At 55.7% G+C, this 17,192-nt stretch carries 13 protein-coding genes; 3 read left to right on the forward strand and 10 right to left on the reverse strand.

Annotated elements, in window-relative coordinates:
* Positions 1–46 precede the first annotated feature (46 nt).
* The 5 genes from HV822_RS04480 to HV822_RS04500 form a co-directional block, all read right to left on the reverse strand.
* Positions 47–2,464 carry a Lon protease family protein gene (locus tag HV822_RS04480; RefSeq protein WP_238872569.1) on the reverse strand — a complete coding sequence of 806 codons (2,418 nt, stop codon included), beginning with the start codon at positions 2,462–2,464 and terminating at the stop codon, positions 47–49.
* Positions 2,465–2,565: 101 nt separating this feature from the next.
* Positions 2,566–3,402 (reverse strand): uroporphyrinogen-III synthase, encoded by an 837-nt coding sequence (locus HV822_RS04485; protein WP_238872570.1) that lies wholly within the window; start codon positions 3,400–3,402, stop codon positions 2,566–2,568.
* 263 nt (positions 3,403–3,665) lie between these two features.
* Positions 3,666–4,193, reverse strand: a complete 528-nt coding sequence (locus HV822_RS04490; protein ID WP_238872571.1) for a transposase — start codon at positions 4,191–4,193, stop codon at positions 3,666–3,668.
* Positions 4,194–4,288: 95 nt separating this feature from the next.
* Positions 4,289–5,746, reverse strand: coding sequence for a DUF3336 domain-containing protein (locus tag HV822_RS04495; protein ID WP_238872572.1), 1,458 nt, complete (start codon positions 5,744–5,746; stop codon positions 4,289–4,291).
* 49 nt (positions 5,747–5,795) lie between these two features.
* Positions 5,796–7,394 (reverse strand): wax ester/triacylglycerol synthase family O-acyltransferase, encoded by a 1,599-nt coding sequence (locus HV822_RS04500; protein WP_238872573.1) that lies wholly within the window; start codon positions 7,392–7,394, stop codon positions 5,796–5,798.
* Positions 7,395–7,815: 421 nt separating this feature from the next.
* Here HV822_RS04500 and HV822_RS04505 point away from each other — a divergent pair, with 421 nt between their 5' ends.
* From HV822_RS04505 to HV822_RS04515, 3 genes are all read left to right on the forward strand, one after another.
* Positions 7,816–8,598, forward strand: coding sequence for a class II glutamine amidotransferase (locus HV822_RS04505; RefSeq protein WP_238872574.1), 783 nt, complete (start codon positions 7,816–7,818; stop codon positions 8,596–8,598).
* A gap of 95 nt (positions 8,599–8,693) precedes the next feature.
* Positions 8,694–10,019 carry a nucleotide sugar dehydrogenase gene (locus HV822_RS04510; RefSeq protein ID WP_238872575.1) on the forward strand — a complete coding sequence of 442 codons (1,326 nt, stop codon included), beginning with the start codon at positions 8,694–8,696 and terminating at the stop codon, positions 10,017–10,019.
* A 58-nt stretch (positions 10,020–10,077) separates the two neighbouring features.
* A complete protein-coding gene (locus HV822_RS04515) occupies positions 10,078–11,181 on the forward strand; it encodes a glycosyltransferase family 4 protein (RefSeq protein ID WP_238872576.1) in 1,104 nt (367 codons plus the stop codon).
* Here HV822_RS04515 and HV822_RS04520 read toward each other — a convergent pair.
* Genes HV822_RS04520 through HV822_RS04540 form a run of 5 tightly spaced genes read right to left on the reverse strand, consistent with a single transcriptional unit; the run spans position 11,152 to position 17,160 of the window.
* Positions 11,152–12,150 carry an alpha-2,8-polysialyltransferase family protein gene (locus tag HV822_RS04520; RefSeq protein ID WP_238872577.1) on the reverse strand — a complete coding sequence of 333 codons (999 nt, stop codon included), beginning with the start codon at positions 12,148–12,150 and terminating at the stop codon, positions 11,152–11,154. The two genes, HV822_RS04515 and HV822_RS04520, sit on opposite strands and share 30 nt — an antisense overlap.
* Positions 12,151–12,165: 15 nt before the next feature.
* Positions 12,166–13,464: a lipopolysaccharide biosynthesis protein gene (locus HV822_RS04525; RefSeq protein ID WP_238872578.1), complete on the reverse strand. Its 1,299-nt coding sequence runs from the start codon at positions 13,462–13,464 to the stop codon at positions 12,166–12,168.
* Positions 13,439–14,380, reverse strand: a complete 942-nt coding sequence (locus HV822_RS04530) for a glycosyltransferase family 2 protein (protein WP_238872579.1) — start codon at positions 14,378–14,380, stop codon at positions 13,439–13,441. The genes HV822_RS04525 and HV822_RS04530 overlap by 26 nt, the downstream gene beginning before the upstream one ends.
* Positions 14,381–14,395: 15 nt before the next feature.
* A complete protein-coding gene (locus tag HV822_RS04535) occupies positions 14,396–15,244 on the reverse strand; it encodes a glycosyltransferase family 2 protein (protein WP_238872580.1) in 849 nt (282 codons plus the stop codon).
* Complete coding sequence (locus tag HV822_RS04540; protein ID WP_238872581.1) at positions 15,241–17,160, reverse strand: hypothetical protein; 1,920 nt, start codon at positions 17,158–17,160, stop codon at positions 15,241–15,243. The genes HV822_RS04535 and HV822_RS04540 overlap by 4 nt, the downstream gene beginning before the upstream one ends.
* Between the last annotated feature and the right edge of the window lie 32 nt (positions 17,161–17,192).

The following is a 17,192-nucleotide window of genomic DNA, read 5'->3' on the forward strand; positions in this document are numbered from 1 at the left end:
TAAGCCCCACCTGGCCGGGTGCGACGCGAGACATAGCGGCATTTTGTCACGTGGCCTCAGGATCGGCCTGCTCTTCTTCCTCTTCGCGCTCACGTTCCGCAATCTCGGCCAGGCGCGCCACGACCAGAGCGTTGATGCTGCCCTCGGTAAAGTCACCCTCAGCGTTCAGCTCGCCAGCCGGGGCACCAGCCAGCAGCGCCAGCGCTTGATCGACGCAGGACACGGCGTACACAGCAAACTGACCGGCGCGCACCGCCTGCAGAACCTCTTCGTCAAGCATCAGGTTGGGCACGTTGGAGCGCGGAATGATAACGCCCTGTTGACCGTTCAGGCCACGGGCCTGGCACAGACGGAAGAAGCCTTCGATCTTCTCGTTCACGCCTCCCACCGCCTGCACCTCACCAAACTGGTTGATCGAGCCAGTAATGGCGAAACACTGTTTAAGCGGCGTGCGCGAGAGAGCGGAAATTAAGGTGCAGACTTCGCCCAACGAAGCACTATCGCCGTCGACATAGCCGTACGACTGCTCCAGCGCGATGCTGGCGGAGATCTCAAGGGGGTACTTCTGGGCGTAGCGGCTCCCCAGAAAGCCGGTGAGAATCATCACCCCCTTGGAGTGAATCGGCTGACCGAGGTTGACCTCGCGCTCGATATCCACAATGCCGCTGCCGCCAGGGTAGACGGTGGCGCTGATACGCGCGGGCAGGCCGAATACCGAGTCGCCCACTTCCAGCACGGTCAGACCGTTGCACTTGCCGACCGCAGCGCCATCGGTATCGATCAGGATCACGCCAGACACCATATCCTCACGAATACGCGCACTGACGCGCCCGGTGCGGGTTTCCTTGGCACGCAGGGCCCGCTCGATATGCGCGGTGTCGGTCAAGGGGTCACCGGCCAGCTGCCGTAGAAAGTCTGCCTCGGCGACCAATTGAAAGATGTCGCTGATCCGCGCTGACAACCGTGCCTGGTGCTCAGCCAGGCGGGTACTGTAGGTCAGCACCCGCGCCACGGCGGCGGCACTGAGTGGCGCCAGCCCTTCCTCTGAGGTGCGCGTTTTGAGCAGCTGGGCCATGCCCTCAACGCTGTCGGGCGTGCGCGGCAGGTCCTCATCAAAATCCACCAGCACCCGGAACATCTCCTGAAAATCCGGATCCAGGTCCTGCAGCGCGTAATACACCTGACGCGAGCCGATGATCACCACCTTGAGATTCAGCGGCAGCACCTGGGGCGTCAGGCTGACCGTGGCCAGACGGCCCATGTCCGCCCAGGGCGACTCCATTTTCAGCTGCCGCGAGTGCAGAGCACGCTTTAGCGCATCCCAGACAAAGGGCTCGCTCAGCAGCTTTTCCGCTTCCAGCAGCAGGTAACCGCCATTGGCACGATGCAGGGCGCCAGAACGAATGTGGCGGTAGCTGGTTACCAGCGCGCCTTGCTCCGGCGAGTACTCAATGCGGCCAAACAGATTGTCATAGGAAGGGTGCGGCTCATGCACCACCGGCGCACCGCCGCTGGCGTCATGACCAACGATCAGGCTCGGGCAGTACTGCTCGGTCAACAGCTGCTTCTTGTACGCATCTGGCCGGCTCTCCAGCGCGCGCTCCTCAACCAGTTGGTCGATCACCGTCTTGAGCAAGTTCTGGCGCATCGCCTGCAGGTACTCGCACACCGCCTGATTGCCGCAATACGCTTCCAGCAACGGCTCCAGCAGCGGCTGCAGCGCTTCGGTGATGGTTTCCTCGTTCAGCTCTCGCAACTGATTGCTGGACTCGCGCTTCCATTGCGGCAGGCTGGACAGCTCCTCGTTGAGGTTTTCTTCCAGGGCAGAAATGTCGGCATGAAAGCGCTCACGCTCCTCCTCGGGCAACTGGGAAAAGTCGGCTTCGTCCAGCGCCTTGCCCTCTTTCATCGGCGTGAAGGCAATGTTTTGCGCGTCGCGGTACAGGGCAATGCTCTTTTCCAACGCCAAACGCTCTACTGCATCCAGGGCGCGGTCGTAGCGTTGATTGAAAGCGCGGTCGATGGCGTTTTTCTTCTGCTGATACGCCGGATGCTCAAAGGCCGCCGGAAAGGTCGCCAGCAGGTTATCGATCAGTTTCTCGATGGTCTCGATCAATTGCCCGGCCGAGCCTGGCGTCAAGCTGATTACCCAGGGCTCGCGTGGCTCGTCGAAGTTGTTGACGTAGACGCAATCCTGCGGCGTGACCTGACGCTTGGCCTCAGCCTGCAGGTAGCGTTTGACGTAGGAAAAGCGGCCGGTGCCCGGCTCGCCCATGACAAAGACGTTGTAGCCGGGGCGCCCCATTGCCACGCCAAACTGCAGCGCCTCAACCGCGCGCTCCTGGCCAAGGATGCCGCGAAAGGGCTCCAGGTCATCGGTGGTGGCAAAGCCAAGGCTGTCCAGATCTATCGGGGCGGTAAGCTGTTCGGGAGTCAGGCGCAGTGCGGCGGGTTCGGTGGTCATCCAGCGTCCTTGGTGCTATGGCGTGAGCAAAGCAGCATTGTTGCTGCCGTGCCTGCCCGTGACAAGAGCCGAACGCTGGAGAATGGCAACGCGGCGCCTAGTCAGCGCACACCAAGCACCTTCACCAGCTCCCGTACCAGCGGTTTCATAAAGAAACTGCTTTCAGGCATCAGATCCACCTGCACGCCACAGGCCGTCAATTCATCCGCTACCACCGGGCCGACGGCGGCGACTTTGATACGCGCGAGTGCGGCCAACAATGCGGCCTCGCCCTGCTCCCGCCGCTTGGCGACCTGCAGCAGGCGACGCACCTGAGTGGCGCTGGTAAAGGCGATGGCGTCAACCTCGGCCGCCAACAGTGCATCAATCAGCCGCTGGACCTGTGCATCCTCCACATCATCCGCATAAATGTAGGGTGCGACCGTGCTGACCTCGGCGCCGGCAGCGTTCAGAAAGTCAACCAGCCGCCGGTTGGGGTCGGTACCGTAGAGTTGCACGCCGATACGCTGACCGCACAGGTTCTCGTCCTTTAGAGTCTCAATGACGCCTTCAGTGGTTGGCGCCACCGCAACCTGATCAGCCTTGAGGCCCACCTTGCGCAGCGCCGCCCCCGGCTTGGGGCCACGGGTCAACGTGGGAATCTTCTCCAGCGCGGCAATAAAGTCCACCTGCAGGCTGCCACCCTGCCGCTCGGCCAGCGCCAGCATGCGCCGCAAGCCCTCGCCCGTCAGCAGAATCAAACGGTCAAACGGATGGCTGATCAGCGTCTGCATCCAGGCCAGCACCGGCGCCGGATCAGGCGCGTCATGAATCGCAACCAGCGGGCAACGCAAGACGTCAGCTCCGCGCTTGATCAGCATGTCGGCAAAGAGATCCAGCTCTCGGCTCTCAGGCAAGGCAATACGGCGGCCGACAAGCGGCTGGTCTTCGGTAGTCATGGCGGCATCTTCACGATAATGGTTTATAAACCGCATTGTGCGCAGAGCCGAGGGGAATGAAAAGACACAGCACGCGCACTCTTGGAGGGACACGACATGTCGCGTCCGCACAGCTCCAGCTGCATCTGCACCCAACGGCCACAGCGTGCTGTGGCCCTACGGTGAATCCTGCACACCTGCGTAGGGACGCGACATGTCGCGTCCGCGTGCGTCCAGAGGCGCACAAACCCGCCCGCCAAGCAAGGACACGCAGGGGGGGGAAGTCACGCCGGCCGAATATAGAACCTGTCTTCAGTCCATTGCCGGGGGTTGTTTGCCATGTATTCAGCGATACGCTGGTAATCGTCTTCGCTACGGATGAGATGCTCGTAATAACGGCCTTGCCACAGCGGTTCCGGTCCTATCAAGCTGCGCTTCCTAGCCTCTCGCGTCACCGCCGCTTTAAAAGAGCGCATCAAGGTAGAAAGAGACCCTGCAACCGGCATACCAAAGCCCTCACAGGTAGCAGCCTGAGCTGGCGTAACAATTTGCAGAACCCCATGAACATGATTGGGCATCACCACCATGTCGTGCCAGAGGACATGCGACGTGTGCTCCCCGCTGCGGTCCCACACCGACCGGACCAAACAACCCAACCTGGAGGGGTGCATTTCGTGATTCTCGATATGCCCGAACAGACAGCGTCGCTCCGCTATGCATAGCGTCACAAAGAACGCGGCCGGCTCCCGGTAATCATAATGACGCAAACGCGCCGACTTGCGCCTCGGCAAGCCTGATTCATCCGTTTTCATAGGCCTCCGTGCCTTTCGACCACGCATGCTGTGGCCCTACGCTACATGTGCCAACCCTACGGGGCGGACAAACATACAACCACAATGTACCGGCGCTACTTCTCCCAGCCCCGGGTGTGCAGAATGTTATCGAGCGTGCGACTGACCGCCGTGCAATTACGCACCATTTCTACCTTTTCCCACGCCGAGCGCTCGCCTTCGTGAATCAGCCGATGCATGGCTTCGCGGGTCGGCGGAGCCAGCAGGCGCAAGGGGTGATCCCAGCGATTACGCAGGAAAATGTTGATGTCCGCCGTGTACTCCTGCGCCAGCACCCCGTAGGTCAGGTGCTGCATAAGGCTGATCACCGGGCTTCTGATGCGTACGTTATCGCGCGTGAAGCGCATGGCTTCTGCAGCTCCCAGTTTCAGGAAGCGCGCCTGAAAATGCGCGAGATTACGCAGCCGGCTACGCGGCGCGTCTGGATCAGGGGTGATGGCCAGCGCCGCCGGATTGGTCATGCTGGAGATAAAGTGGTTCACGCCATACAGCCGGGCCAGGCGCTTGGCGGGCAGATCATCGGCGAAAGAGCCGTCAATCCACTTCATACCGGGGAGATACGGCACGGTTTCGCCAGCAGCGTTGCGGCACATCAGGGTCACCGGCGGATAAATGCCATAGATCGCGCAGGAGGCCATCACCGCCGAGCGAATCAGCACGTTGGGCGAGGTAATAGCGTTAAGCAGACGCGGTGCCTGCTGCGTCGACAATCCGGTAACCGTGATATTGAGCTTGCGCCCAGTCAGCTCAAAGGCCTCCTGAAAGGTCAGATCCGGGATAATCTTGGCGAGGTAATCGCGCAAGTTATCTACATCCATTGCCCGCCCACCACCAAAGAGCGTCAACGCCGGACGAATGGCTGTCGTCTCCTCCACCTCATGATGCAGATTGTCGAGGCTCAAGCGCTCGCGCAGCTCTTCATCGGGGTGCGTGCAGGCAGTCGCCGCCAGAATGGACCCGGCGCTGCTACCGGAAATAATCTCCGGCAACAGACCCTGATCGAACAGCGCCTTGAGCACCCCGGTGTGGAAGAAGCCGAGTACCGCGCCGCCGCTGAGCATCAGTGCCGTGCGACCATTGCAGTGGCTGGCCCGCAGAAAAAAGTCCTGCTTCTCTTCCAGCGCAATGATGTCGTCGTCCACCTCATTCAGATCGGTCAGCGCGCCGCACAGCTCGTCGATGTAACGGGTGATCAGGTTCTTGGTGCCCAGGCGAGCCTTGTTGTACAGGGAGGGCTTGCCGATACCGCCCAGGTTGCCGTGCACGCCTTCGTTGAGGACGAACAACAGCTGATGCCAATCCTGCCGGAAACGCAGGTCGCGCAATATATCCAGCCGCTGACGGATAGACCGGTAGTCATAGCTTTCGCAAGCATCGTCCTGCTTCCAGTCATCCAGCCCCTGCTCGTGATCCCAGGCCGCCGCCAGCTCGCTCCACTGTCCGTAATCCTCGGCCTTGTCCATGGATTGCAGTAGCGCCTTGCTCTTGCCACGCTGAAAGAAATTCACCGCCATACTCTACTCCCCCGGCACCCCGGTGCCGCTACAGTACGATTGTTCAGATTCAGGCCACGCCCGCCGGCTTTGAGCTGGCGACTGCCGAGCGCTCTTCGGTGGAGCGGCTGCCGCCCTTGCGACGACGCGTGCCTTGCCGCGCCTTCTCTGGCTCGGCGTTGACCGCGTCAGCCGGGACCTGTCGCGCTTCCAGCAAAACCGGCTCGGATACCGGGGTGGCCTGCCGCTCAAGCTCGGCCAGCAGCGCGCGGTATTCCGCCGTCGATGCCTCCATGCAGGCAATATACTGGTCCATGTCAGGCAGCATTTTTCGATCAGCCAGCACGCCGAGATTGAGATCATCGTAGATACCCGTCAGGCAATGGCTGATGCCCATGCCATCGCACACCGGGGCAATAGGGAACACATTGACGATCTTGGCGCCGGCAAAATAGCGTGGCTGCAGGCCGGGAATGCCCGGCACGTTGGTAATCAACGTGTTTACCAGCGGCACGACGCCCGCCAGACGAGCCTTGTTCTGCACCCAGGCACCGAGCGCGCGGATGTAGGGCGGAATCATGTCGCCCACCGCATTATTCAGATCACAGAGCACGTCTTTGGCCAACGGCACGCCACGCGCCGTCCGCCGACGGACAGCGGCCAGGCGGTCTGTCGCGTCGCCAATGTCGGTGCCGATACCGATGAACATGGCGGAGATCAGGTTGCCGCAATCCTTCATTGCCTCAGTCGGCCGCACCGAAACCGGACACATCGATACCAGCGACTCGTTCGCCGGCAGCTGGTTGTGGTGAGTCAAATAGCGCCGCATACCGCCGCCAATGATGGCAATCACCACATCGTTCAACGTCGCCCCCTGGCAAAGCTGGCGCATGCGTTTGAGCTCGGGGATATTCCAGGTCAAGGCGCCGTAGGAGCGATGCGGCGAAATATGCGCGTTGAACAGGGTGCGCGGCACGCGGCGTTGCTCCGGTTGCGCCTCGTCGCGCAGCCGGCGCACCAGATCCAGACTCTTGCGCCCGGCAACCCAGCCGGCACGCAGGCTGCGGAAGGTCTGCCCCATCATGCGCGGCGTAGTGCGCGCCCACATTTCCAGCCGGGTCGGCGCACGCTCGGCGACCTCCACCCGGTCGCGGCGGCCATACTCGTGCTCAGCCGTTTCTTCCATCATCGCGGTAGTCAGCTCCAGACTGGCTTTGCCGTCGACATAGGCGTGATGAAAGCGAATCAGCACCGCAAAACTGTTGGGCGGAATGCCCGGCACGTTGTTCACCCCCTCGATGATGTAAATCTCCCAGGGCGCACGCTCCATATCCACACTGCGCGACATAGTACGGGCGGTAAAGATGCACAGTTGACGCCAGTCTCCCGGCTGCGGCAAACCGACATGTCTGACGTGATATTCCAGGTCAAAGCTCTCGTCATCCAGCCAGTAAGGGTCATCCAGCTGGAACGGCGCCTGCTCCAGGCGACGACGAAAATAGGAGGTGGTGTTCAAGCGATCGGATATGTACTGCAGAATTTCCTTATGTCGCACCAGCCCGCCGGGGGCGCTGCTCTGATCACACAACCACAGACTGCCGATCATCATCGGCTGGTTTGGCGCCTCAAAGTAGAAGAAGTGGGAGTCCATGGGGGTCAGTTGTTTCATGCTCAACGTCCTCAATACCGGTTGGGTGTAGGCGCAGCGGTTCAGGCCACCGAAGCGCACAACGGAATCGAGCACCAGACGAAACTGCGCATCCGATGCAGACAGGGAAAGCGACTCTTATTATGCATAAAAAAGATAAAAGCCCTGATTTGATCCAAAACAAGATAATGCAATTTTGTGACCATTGAGTCACAGCACCTTAAGCAGATCAACACTCAGTATTTCAGGACTGTTGAAAGGAGCGGCCCAGACACTTCCAAGCAAGAATGAAATGGTTCAGACATTCACAGGGGCTCAGCCAAGTGCCGCAGCAATGCACCTGCAAAGTGCACCCGCCCCTCCCCTATGCCTACCCTCACCGCAATACAGATCAGCCCGCAGCACGTACAATTACTCCAGCCCTTTAGTGTCCGGAGCCCACATGTGCGAACTACTTGGCATGAGCGCCAACGTCCCCACCGACATCTGTTTCAGCTTTGCCGGCCTGATGCGCCGCGGCGGCGGCATCGGGCCGCACCGTGACGGGTGGGGCGTCGCGTTCTACGAAGGCCGAGGCGTACGCTGCTTTCATGACCCCAACCCTTGCCACAGCTCGGCAATTGCCAAACTGATCGAGCAGTATCCGATCAAGTCGGAAAACGTCATCTGCCATATCCGCCAGGCCAATGTCGGTGGCGTCAGCCTGGCGAACACCCACCCGTTCGCCCGCGAACTCTGGGGCCAGTACTGGGCGTTCGCCCACAATGGCCAACTGAGCGGCTTCCACCCAGACACCGGACCCTACACAGCGGTCGGCGACACCGACAGCGAAGCGATCTTCTGCCATCTGCTGAACAACCTCGCCCGCCGCTACGACAAGCCCCCAAGCCTCGCCGAGATCGCCGACACCCTCAGCCAATGCTGCGCCCCGTTGCGGGAGTTGGGGGTATGCAACCTGATGTTGAGCAACGGCGACTGGCTGTTCACCCTGTGTACCAGCAAACTCCACTGGATCACCCGCCGCGCCCCCTTCGGCCCCGCCGTGCTCAGCGACATTGACCTGGAAATCGATTTTCAGCAGCACACCACCCGCAACGATGTGGTCACAGTGATCGCAACAGAACCGCTGACCAGTAATGAGCAGTGGCAGGCGTATGAGGCTGGGGAGTGGCGGTTGTGGGAGAGGGGTGAAACCGTGCTATACGGACATCTGCCAAAAGCGTAAGCAAGCGCCCAATACTGATACCCGCGCCTTGCTAGTAGTGCTGCCATTTGCAATGATTCTTGCGCCTATAACGAGACTCAAGGATCGCCTGCTCAATGCTCCAACCAACAGCCGCCAACGCCCCTTTGGACACCCTCGCGCAGCGTATTCGCGACGGGAGCTGCGTCGTTGGCATTTACGGTCTGGGCTACGTTGGCCTGCCACTGGCCATCCGTTTTGCCGACGTGGGTATCAAGGTGATCGGCTTTGATGTCGACCCGGTCAAGGTAGACAAGCTAAACCGCAACCTCAGCTACATCGAACGCATCGAGCCCGACACCATCACGCGTATCCGCGAGGCCGGCTTCGAGGCAACCTGCGACTTTGCGCGCAGCACCGAGGTAGACGCACAGATCATCTGCGTGCCCACGCCACTCGACAGCCATCACCAGCCTGATCTCAGCTTTGTCGAGAGAACCGTCGACAGCATCCTGCCGCACCTGCGGCCTGGTCAGTTGATGAGCCTTGAAAGCACCACCTGGCCCGGCACAACCGAGGAGGTTATGGCGCCGCGCCTGCAGCGCGCCGGCTTCACACCGGGCGACAACTGTGCACTCGTCTACTCGCCTGAGCGCGAAGACCCGGGCAATGCGCAATACAGCACCGCGCAGATCCCCAAGGTTATCGGTGGCGCAACAGCACGCTGCCTGCAACTCGGCGAAGCTCTGTACGCCCACGCCATCGAAACAATGGTGCCAGTCAGCAGCCCACGCGTGGCAGAGATGACCAAGCTGCTCGAGAACATTCACCGCGCCGTCAACATAGGGTTGGTCAACGAGATGAAGATCGTTGCCGACCGCATGGGCATCAATATCCATGAAGTCATTCAGGCGGCAGCGACCAAACCCTTCGGCTTTGTCCCCTATAGCCCAGGCCCCGGCCTCGGCGGCCACTGTATCCCCATCGACCCCTTCTATCTCACCTGGAAAGCCAAGGAGTACGGCGTGAATACGCGCTTTATCGAGCTGGCCGGTGAAATCAACCACTACATGCCCCACTGGGTGGTGCAGAAGGTTGCCGACGCACTCAACGACCACGGCAAGGCAGTCAAGGGTAGCCGCATTCTGGTACTGGGGCTGGCCTATAAAAAGAACATTGACGACACCCGCGAGTCGCCCGCCGTCGAGATCATGTCACTGCTACAGGACAAGGGCGCCCTGGTTGCCTATTCAGATCCGCATGTCCCCAGTTTTCCGCAGAAGCGGGACTATCACTTCGATCTTCAGTCCGTGGAACTGACAGCCCGGAACATCGCCAGTTACGACTGCCTGGTGCTCGCGACTGATCACGATGGGTTTGATTATGCGGCGCTGGTCGACCCGGCAAAGCTCATTGTCGATACACGAGGACGAATGCAGGGGAAGAATGTTGTTGATGCGTAAAACATCTCGTCAACGAGTCTTAATCATAACCCGTAACCTGCCTCCCTTGGTGGGGGGCATGGAACGATTAAACTGGCACATGGCGGACGAGCTGTCTAAATATGCCGAAGTACACATAATTGGCCCCCAAGGCGCCGCCGGCCAAAAACCCCCTAACGTGAAGCTAACGCAGATACCCTTAAAGCCCTTGCCGCTTTTCTTGACAATGGCTTTTATTCAGGGGCTATGGCAAACCATCACTTGGAAGCCGGATACGATTTTGGCAGGCAGTGGCCTGACGGCACCAGCGGCGTGGCTGCTCGGCGCGCTGGGGAGTGCAAAGTCAGCAGCTTACCTGCATGGCTTTGATGTCGCGGTTGCGAACAGTATCTACCGTAGAGTGTGGCGCCCAACATTTAAAAAGCTAGACCGCGTCATAGTCAACAGCACGCCAACTCGTCACCTTACCTTATCGGCAGCTGTCCCAGATGAAAAGATCAGCACTGTTTTTCCTGGAACAACACTACCACAAGCAGAACAACCTCAAGATCAAATACTTTCGTTCAAGCGGAAACATGGTCTTGAAGGAAAAAAGATTATGTTGTCGGTGGGGCGACTGACAACTCGGAAAGGTCTGCGAGAATTTGTTTCGCTGAGCCTTCCAGCAATTATCGCGGCAGAACCTGATGCAGTTTTAGTTATCGTCGGGGAGGCGCCTAAACACTCCTTAGGCGCTGGCATACAAAGCCAAGAGAGTATTTTGGTCGCAGCGAAGGCTGCAGGTGTTGAGAGCCACCTTAAATTTTTAGGGGTGATAACAGATAAAACCGAGCTAGCCACGGCGTACGAAGCAGCAACCGTGCATGTGTTTCCCGTACGTCAAATCCACGGCGACCCGGAAGGATTCGGCATGGTAGCTATTGAAGCGGCAGCTCACGGGACACCCACAGTTGCCTTTGCTACAGGAGGCATTGTTGATGCTGTACTAGACGCCCAATCGGGATACCTTATCACCGAGCAGAGCTATCCAGCATTAGCTGCCGAAATAAAACGTGTGCTTGAAGGGCAGCGTGACTGGCAATCTTCATGCCAAAGGTTTGCAAAAGAATTCGAATGGCTTTTTTTTGGCGCGAAGATTGCCGAAGTACTAGAGTTACTGCCAAAGTCTACCCGAAGAGACTAAACGTTGCTGGCGCCGCGACAGCGTATTATAGAGGGGATCAAAGCCGGCGAAACGAACCACCTCTCTGCCAAACAAAGCCTTCGCCAAATAAGCGGAGGTAGAGCTCGGAGTAACAACACCACTAATCTGGTCAGAGCAGCGAGTCAAAACCCACTCTGCCGGAATACCTGCAGGCAATACTGACAACCCCGAGTACTTTTCAAACTCCTCGACAGGGTGCGGCTTAATGACAAACTCGCCATCCATCTGGCAGCTATCCCTGAGTTCGCTCAAGCAAATAAGAAACTCATCTTTAGACAACACACCTAGTTCGACAACCGGCGGCGTCAACACCAACACAAATGACTGCCCGCGTAAAAAAATATAATTTTCCGGCACCAACCTTTGAATGATCTTCAGATACCGAGATTTAACGTCTTCATTGATAACCAAGGCACGATCAAATAGAAAAAAAACCTCCCCCCTCCTTTTACCCAGAGAAAAATATAAATCCAGCCCTACAATAAGAATGCTAGCGACCATGTACTTGACCGCAAGCGGCATTAGAGACCCGCCAAGGTCCTCTCTAACGCAAGCCCTTACATCTTGCAAAATGCCACCATAAGAGCCGAGCCCCTCCTCAGTCAAAGTAAAGCTAACATTGGACGAGTACTTTTTTAAAAGCCTATAAAAACGGTAGGGCCTTTTACTAGGAGTGACGAGTGCTATCCTTGTAGCCGACGCTTTATCAAGCCCAACTTCCGCGCAAAAAAAACCATCAAGCTCTTTAAACGATGTAAAAAAAAATACGTTATCAGCACAATTCACGAGAACACTTTCGTCTACAGGGGCACGCCTACCCATAAAAGAGTCTTGAAAGAAAACAACTGTAGCCGGCCTGGTATTCAAGCCTTCTAGGTAAGACAAAATACTCACCAGATGAAACCAAGAAGAAAATTTGCAGACCACCAAATCAAAACCCTTATCCACAGAGCAAACTCCCGGTTAAAAAATACGAAAGCTGAGCGGCGTCAAGCCAAAATAGAAATACCACTTTATTGCCATAAGGAATAAAAAAGCCCCACAAACACCCAGTGGCACTGCGTACAACGGGGAAAAAAATGAGACGCCGTAAACAACAACAGCGAACACCGGCAGCATAGCCAGGTGACACAGTAATAATACCTTATCGGCTCGCTGAGAATACAATGAGAAGTGCGCAACCATCGAGACAGCAAAAAAGACTTGGGATAGCAAGAGAAAGGCAAGAATCTCTATATGCTCAAAATACACATCTTCTTTTATAAACCAGCTTGCGCAAGGGAAAACAAGCAAAACAGCGAGCATGCAAAAAGCAGAGACCAAGACTGACACCAGCAGCATTTTTTTTGTTACAGCCATAAATTCGCGAGGTTTATCCTGCTGCCAATACCTAACCATCCGTGGGTAAAGATAGCTAAACACACCTGCATCAAGAAAAGACCCGACAGCACCAGCAATACCCGCATACAGAACGAAGGCAGCCAACACATCTCCCCCCGCTAAACTCTCAAACCAAAAGCGATCGAGCGAGCCGGTAACCTTTAAGGCAAGTGAAGAGGCCCAGTAAGGTAAGCAAACGCCAAACCCACTCACCAACCAGCGCCGCCCCAGAAAAAACCACGTCCTGCCCCTTTCAAAAAAATCGCTAACGAGAAAGACAGCAGCAACCACTCCAGAGAGTGAGCCAATAAGCCACCCCCACATAAGCACGTCTAAATCAATGCTATTGGGATACATCAAAACCCAAAAGCCCATAGCGGCAGGCCAAATTCCTGAGCGACAGAAACTCACAACTCCAGCGCCGAACGGACGCCCCAATGCAACGAGCAAACGCCCACACTCCTGACCGATTAATTCAAATAAAAAAATCGGCAGAAAAAAATAACCCACGCTAGCCCAGTTGCTTTCAGCATAAAAAAACACAAAAAACAAATAGGGCACCATAACCAGCATGCACGTTGCTGACAAAAAAGCAGCATGCGACATCAACACATCAGCAGCGCGCACTTTAGAATCAGACAACGCAGTACGAGCAGAGTAAACATAAAACTCCCCTCCCGCCACGTACTGGAGAAACACAACTAGCGCGGAAAACAGACCAAAAAATCCAAAATCGTTAGGTGACAGGACCGTCGCCAAAATAAACAGCAGGAAGAATCGCGACACAAGAGTAAGAGCGCGAAGCGACATGCTCAATAAGGGCTTCAATACTGGCATCAAGTCCTGCATGGACCGGTTACGACTGCGCGGCATCTCGTTCACGAGCACGCGTCCCTGCAAAGTAGTACAGACCAGAGATGAATTTTACTGAAAAGCGCTTTACAACGAATGGAGAAGGACTTGCAATTAACCACTCTGAAAAAAGGAGCAGGTAGCGCCTGAAAAAAGATAGAAAATCGAGAGCGGTAGCCTTTGCAGCGCTCACGGCTGCTGCATCTACCTGACTGTATATCAGAGTGTCATATTGCCGTGAATGGCGACGTTTAAAAACCCCTGAGGTATACCTCCCCGCCTCAAACATTTTCGTGCATACTCGCCCTAGGCAAACATCGTCATCATGATACACTACCGAGTCAGGCACATACCTTACTCCCAGACCTTGACCAATTAAACGAATAATCCAATCCCGATCCTCAAATCCATATCTTGAATACGCAGCATCAAACCCCCCCGAGCTTAGGTACGCGCTCCGCGAAATAAGGCAGAACTGAGTAGAGAACGCGAGCGTATCGCCTTTTTTAAATTTTGCCTCTCGTTCTGAAACCACATTATTAAAATAGCGACTCCAAAACCCATAGCCTTCCGACAGCAATTTCCCGCATAGCAGCGACTCTTGCCCACCCAAATGAGCAAGCAAGCAGGATAGCGTGTCGACAGAGTGCGCTCTGCAGTCTGCATCAAGAACCACCAGAAAGTCAGCCTCGCTGCTAAATGCACCTGCGTTCACCGCTGGACCTCGCCCTAAAGACGCTTCGTGGCGGATGACTCGCAAACCCGCCCTGCTGGCAATACCCGGCGCCACGAGGTTTACGTCTTCAGGGCGCACCGAGCCATCATCAACAATACAAACACTAAAGCTGTACCGCCCATCAACGCGCTGCTCCAGCCAAGAACGAATCACGCTGCGAAACACAGGACCTGGATTCTTAACCGGAATTACAATCTCAACGCTCGGCATTTTCTCTCCAAGCACTTAGTCTGACTTATACATAAGCGCCGTAATCTGCTCAGAGATCAAACCCATGAGAAAGACCATGACACTTCCCGTGTACAAGAGCGCACTCATATTTGTGAAGCGTCCATAGACACCCAAGGTGTAAGCATACCAGGCTGAAGCCAGTAAAAAAGCCAAAGCCGCAATGGGTGCAAACAGTTTTAACGGCGAATATAACGTTCCAACTTTAAAAATAATAAGCAAAAATCGCAGACCGTCGCGCAGGGGTTTAATATGACTTTTCCCTACACGCTTCGCAGCATGTATAGGACGATAAGCAACAGAATAGCCCGCCCTAAAAAAAGCCATTGTTGATGTAGTTGGATAGGAAAACCCGTTCGGAAGCAGGTAAATAAACTCCCGAAACTTATCAGCCTTTACGACTCTAAATCCGGATGTCAGGTCCTCCACTTTGCGACCCGTCATGTAGGTGGCCAACGCATTGTAGAACGCGTTCGCTAAGCCTCTACCTATGCTAGCTTGCGATCCTCGCTGCCGCGCGCCAACTACCAAGTCGTACCCTTCGTTTACTTGTTGGATTAGGGGCTGGATATCCTCCGCCGCATGCTGGCCGTCAGCATCCATAAAAACCAACAGATCACCTGATGCCACCCTTGCTCCGGACTTAATAGCGGCCCCATTTCCTTTACTGTAAGGGTGATCCACCACAACAGCACCAGCCTCTTGGGCAATCAATGCTGTATTGTCAGTGGAACCATCATTAACCACGATCACTTCATATCCCGGATATAGAGCGATGATTTCTCTGACCACGACCCCGACTGTTGCCGACTCGTCTTTTGCTGGCAGAATAACACTAATTTTCATTCCCTAGCCTCCGCTACAGCCTTCTTCATCGCAGACATCGCCTCAGGCGGCATTACCGCAGCAAGCCTGTCATTCTCTTCACGCCTTGCCAAAGCTTGCTCAGCCCTCACAACGTCGCCCTGCTCCAGAGCGAAATACACTTGGTACTGCAAAACAGGGACCGCGTCTGGCGCAATTCTTTCCGCTTCAGACAAAGATGACCAAACCATATCAATATTATTTAATTCCTGCGCAACCATTGCTTTAACGAACAGAATTTTCGCGCCATACACGCTCACATTCATTTTTGCACTTTTTTCCACAACGCTAATCAAGCGCAGCAAATCACTACGATCAACACCCGCACATTTGCTGGCTCCAATTAAGGCATGCAAATTAAAAAGTTGATCCACTACGGTCACATTGATTCTGCCAAATCCCGCCACCGACGTAGCCTCTATTAAACGATCAGCGCTATCGCGCGCACTTGAGACTAAGCAGGAGTACATGACTCCCTGTAGACGAATATCAAGACAATCGGGGCAAGCAGCTTTCGTCCTGTCCAGAACCTGTAGGGCGAATTTCATTCGCTCCGCAGACAGGTAACTGTTATTTTTTTCTTGCAACACAGCTAAGTCATCCCGACTCTGCTCAAGGAAGACAGCGTGCAACGCAGCTCTAGCTGAACCTGGATGACGCTTATTCCAGCTATCTGCGGCCTTCTGGGGGTCCCCCCAAAGGAAAGTAATTGCCAATAGCACAGTTGCCAAGGTCAAGATATAGGCCACTAAGAGTAAGGGGGCTACGCGAGCCAGCTTCCCACGTGCGGTAAAAGCAAGTACCGAAAGAAGCATGCAAACACCATAAAGAGCAACGTAGTTCCTATGCTCAAAGTAGAGCTCTAGCATCAGGCTAGTCGACTCAATTAGGTGGCCTGCCAAGAACCAAAAAACTGCAAGAGAAAAAAACACATACCGCTTACGCAGCACAAAAGCAAGAATGATTACTGCAAGCCAGCACAGCCCTGCCCAGAGCACAGTAGGACCGAACGTCCTTATTCCGTAATAGTCATGAAAAGGCCCGTAAGCAGTTGGTGCTTGCGGGAGAAAACCACGATACAGGTACTCCCACATGATCACCCACTCAGTCATGACCCTGTCAAGAGGAGAAAAGCCTCGATACTCGTTGATCGCAAGCCAGTCAAAACGAACTGGCGATATATAAAAAAGCATGAAGACAAGCGGAAGTGAGAGCGTCACGCGTCTAAACAAATTCAAACCGCCGCGAATTGCTAGGGGTCTAACTACGAAGCAGTCTATCAGCAGTGCAAAAACCGGGATCAGAGCCCCGCTCTCTTTGGTGAATACAGCCGCGCATGTACCGAGACCTAGCAGCGCAAGCTGTACGACTGTTCCAACAACCGGCCGCTTATCCACTAACCTGTAAGCACATAGGAATCCCCACAGACCCAGCAGACCAAAGAGTGTTGCCATACCCGTCATACGCTGGATAGCGATAAGTGACGTTGACGCCAAAATTGGTAGCACCGCCCACATCAGCGCAGCTGCCAGCGCGATACGAAAGCGCAAACGCCGTTCAACGCTGCCAGTCACCGACAGCAACTCTCTTCCAAGAGCAACGAGCAATGTAAAGTTCAAACAATGAATAACAACATTGAAGGTGAGTACGCCCTGACTATTTTGCGGCCAGTCCGACGCGAACGGTACAAAACTCAGTAGCGCCACGGGCCGTCCCAGCGGCCCCGCGTGCCCACCAAAAACAAATGCTTGCAAACTAGCCCAGTCAACGATGCCAGACAAACCTTCCAGGTTCGAGTAGTCATCGTAATAGAGGGCCCCGCTGGTGCCAGGCCAATAGATCAACATCAACAAAAAAGCACAGAGAGCTACCACTGAAAGCCGAACAAGCTTGCTCACGCGTTGAAAATCCCCTACCAAGTGCATAAACA

It is taken from the genome of Halopseudomonas maritima (assembly GCF_021545785.1).
Taxonomy (GTDB): domain Bacteria; phylum Pseudomonadota; class Gammaproteobacteria; order Pseudomonadales; family Pseudomonadaceae; genus Halopseudomonas; species Halopseudomonas maritima.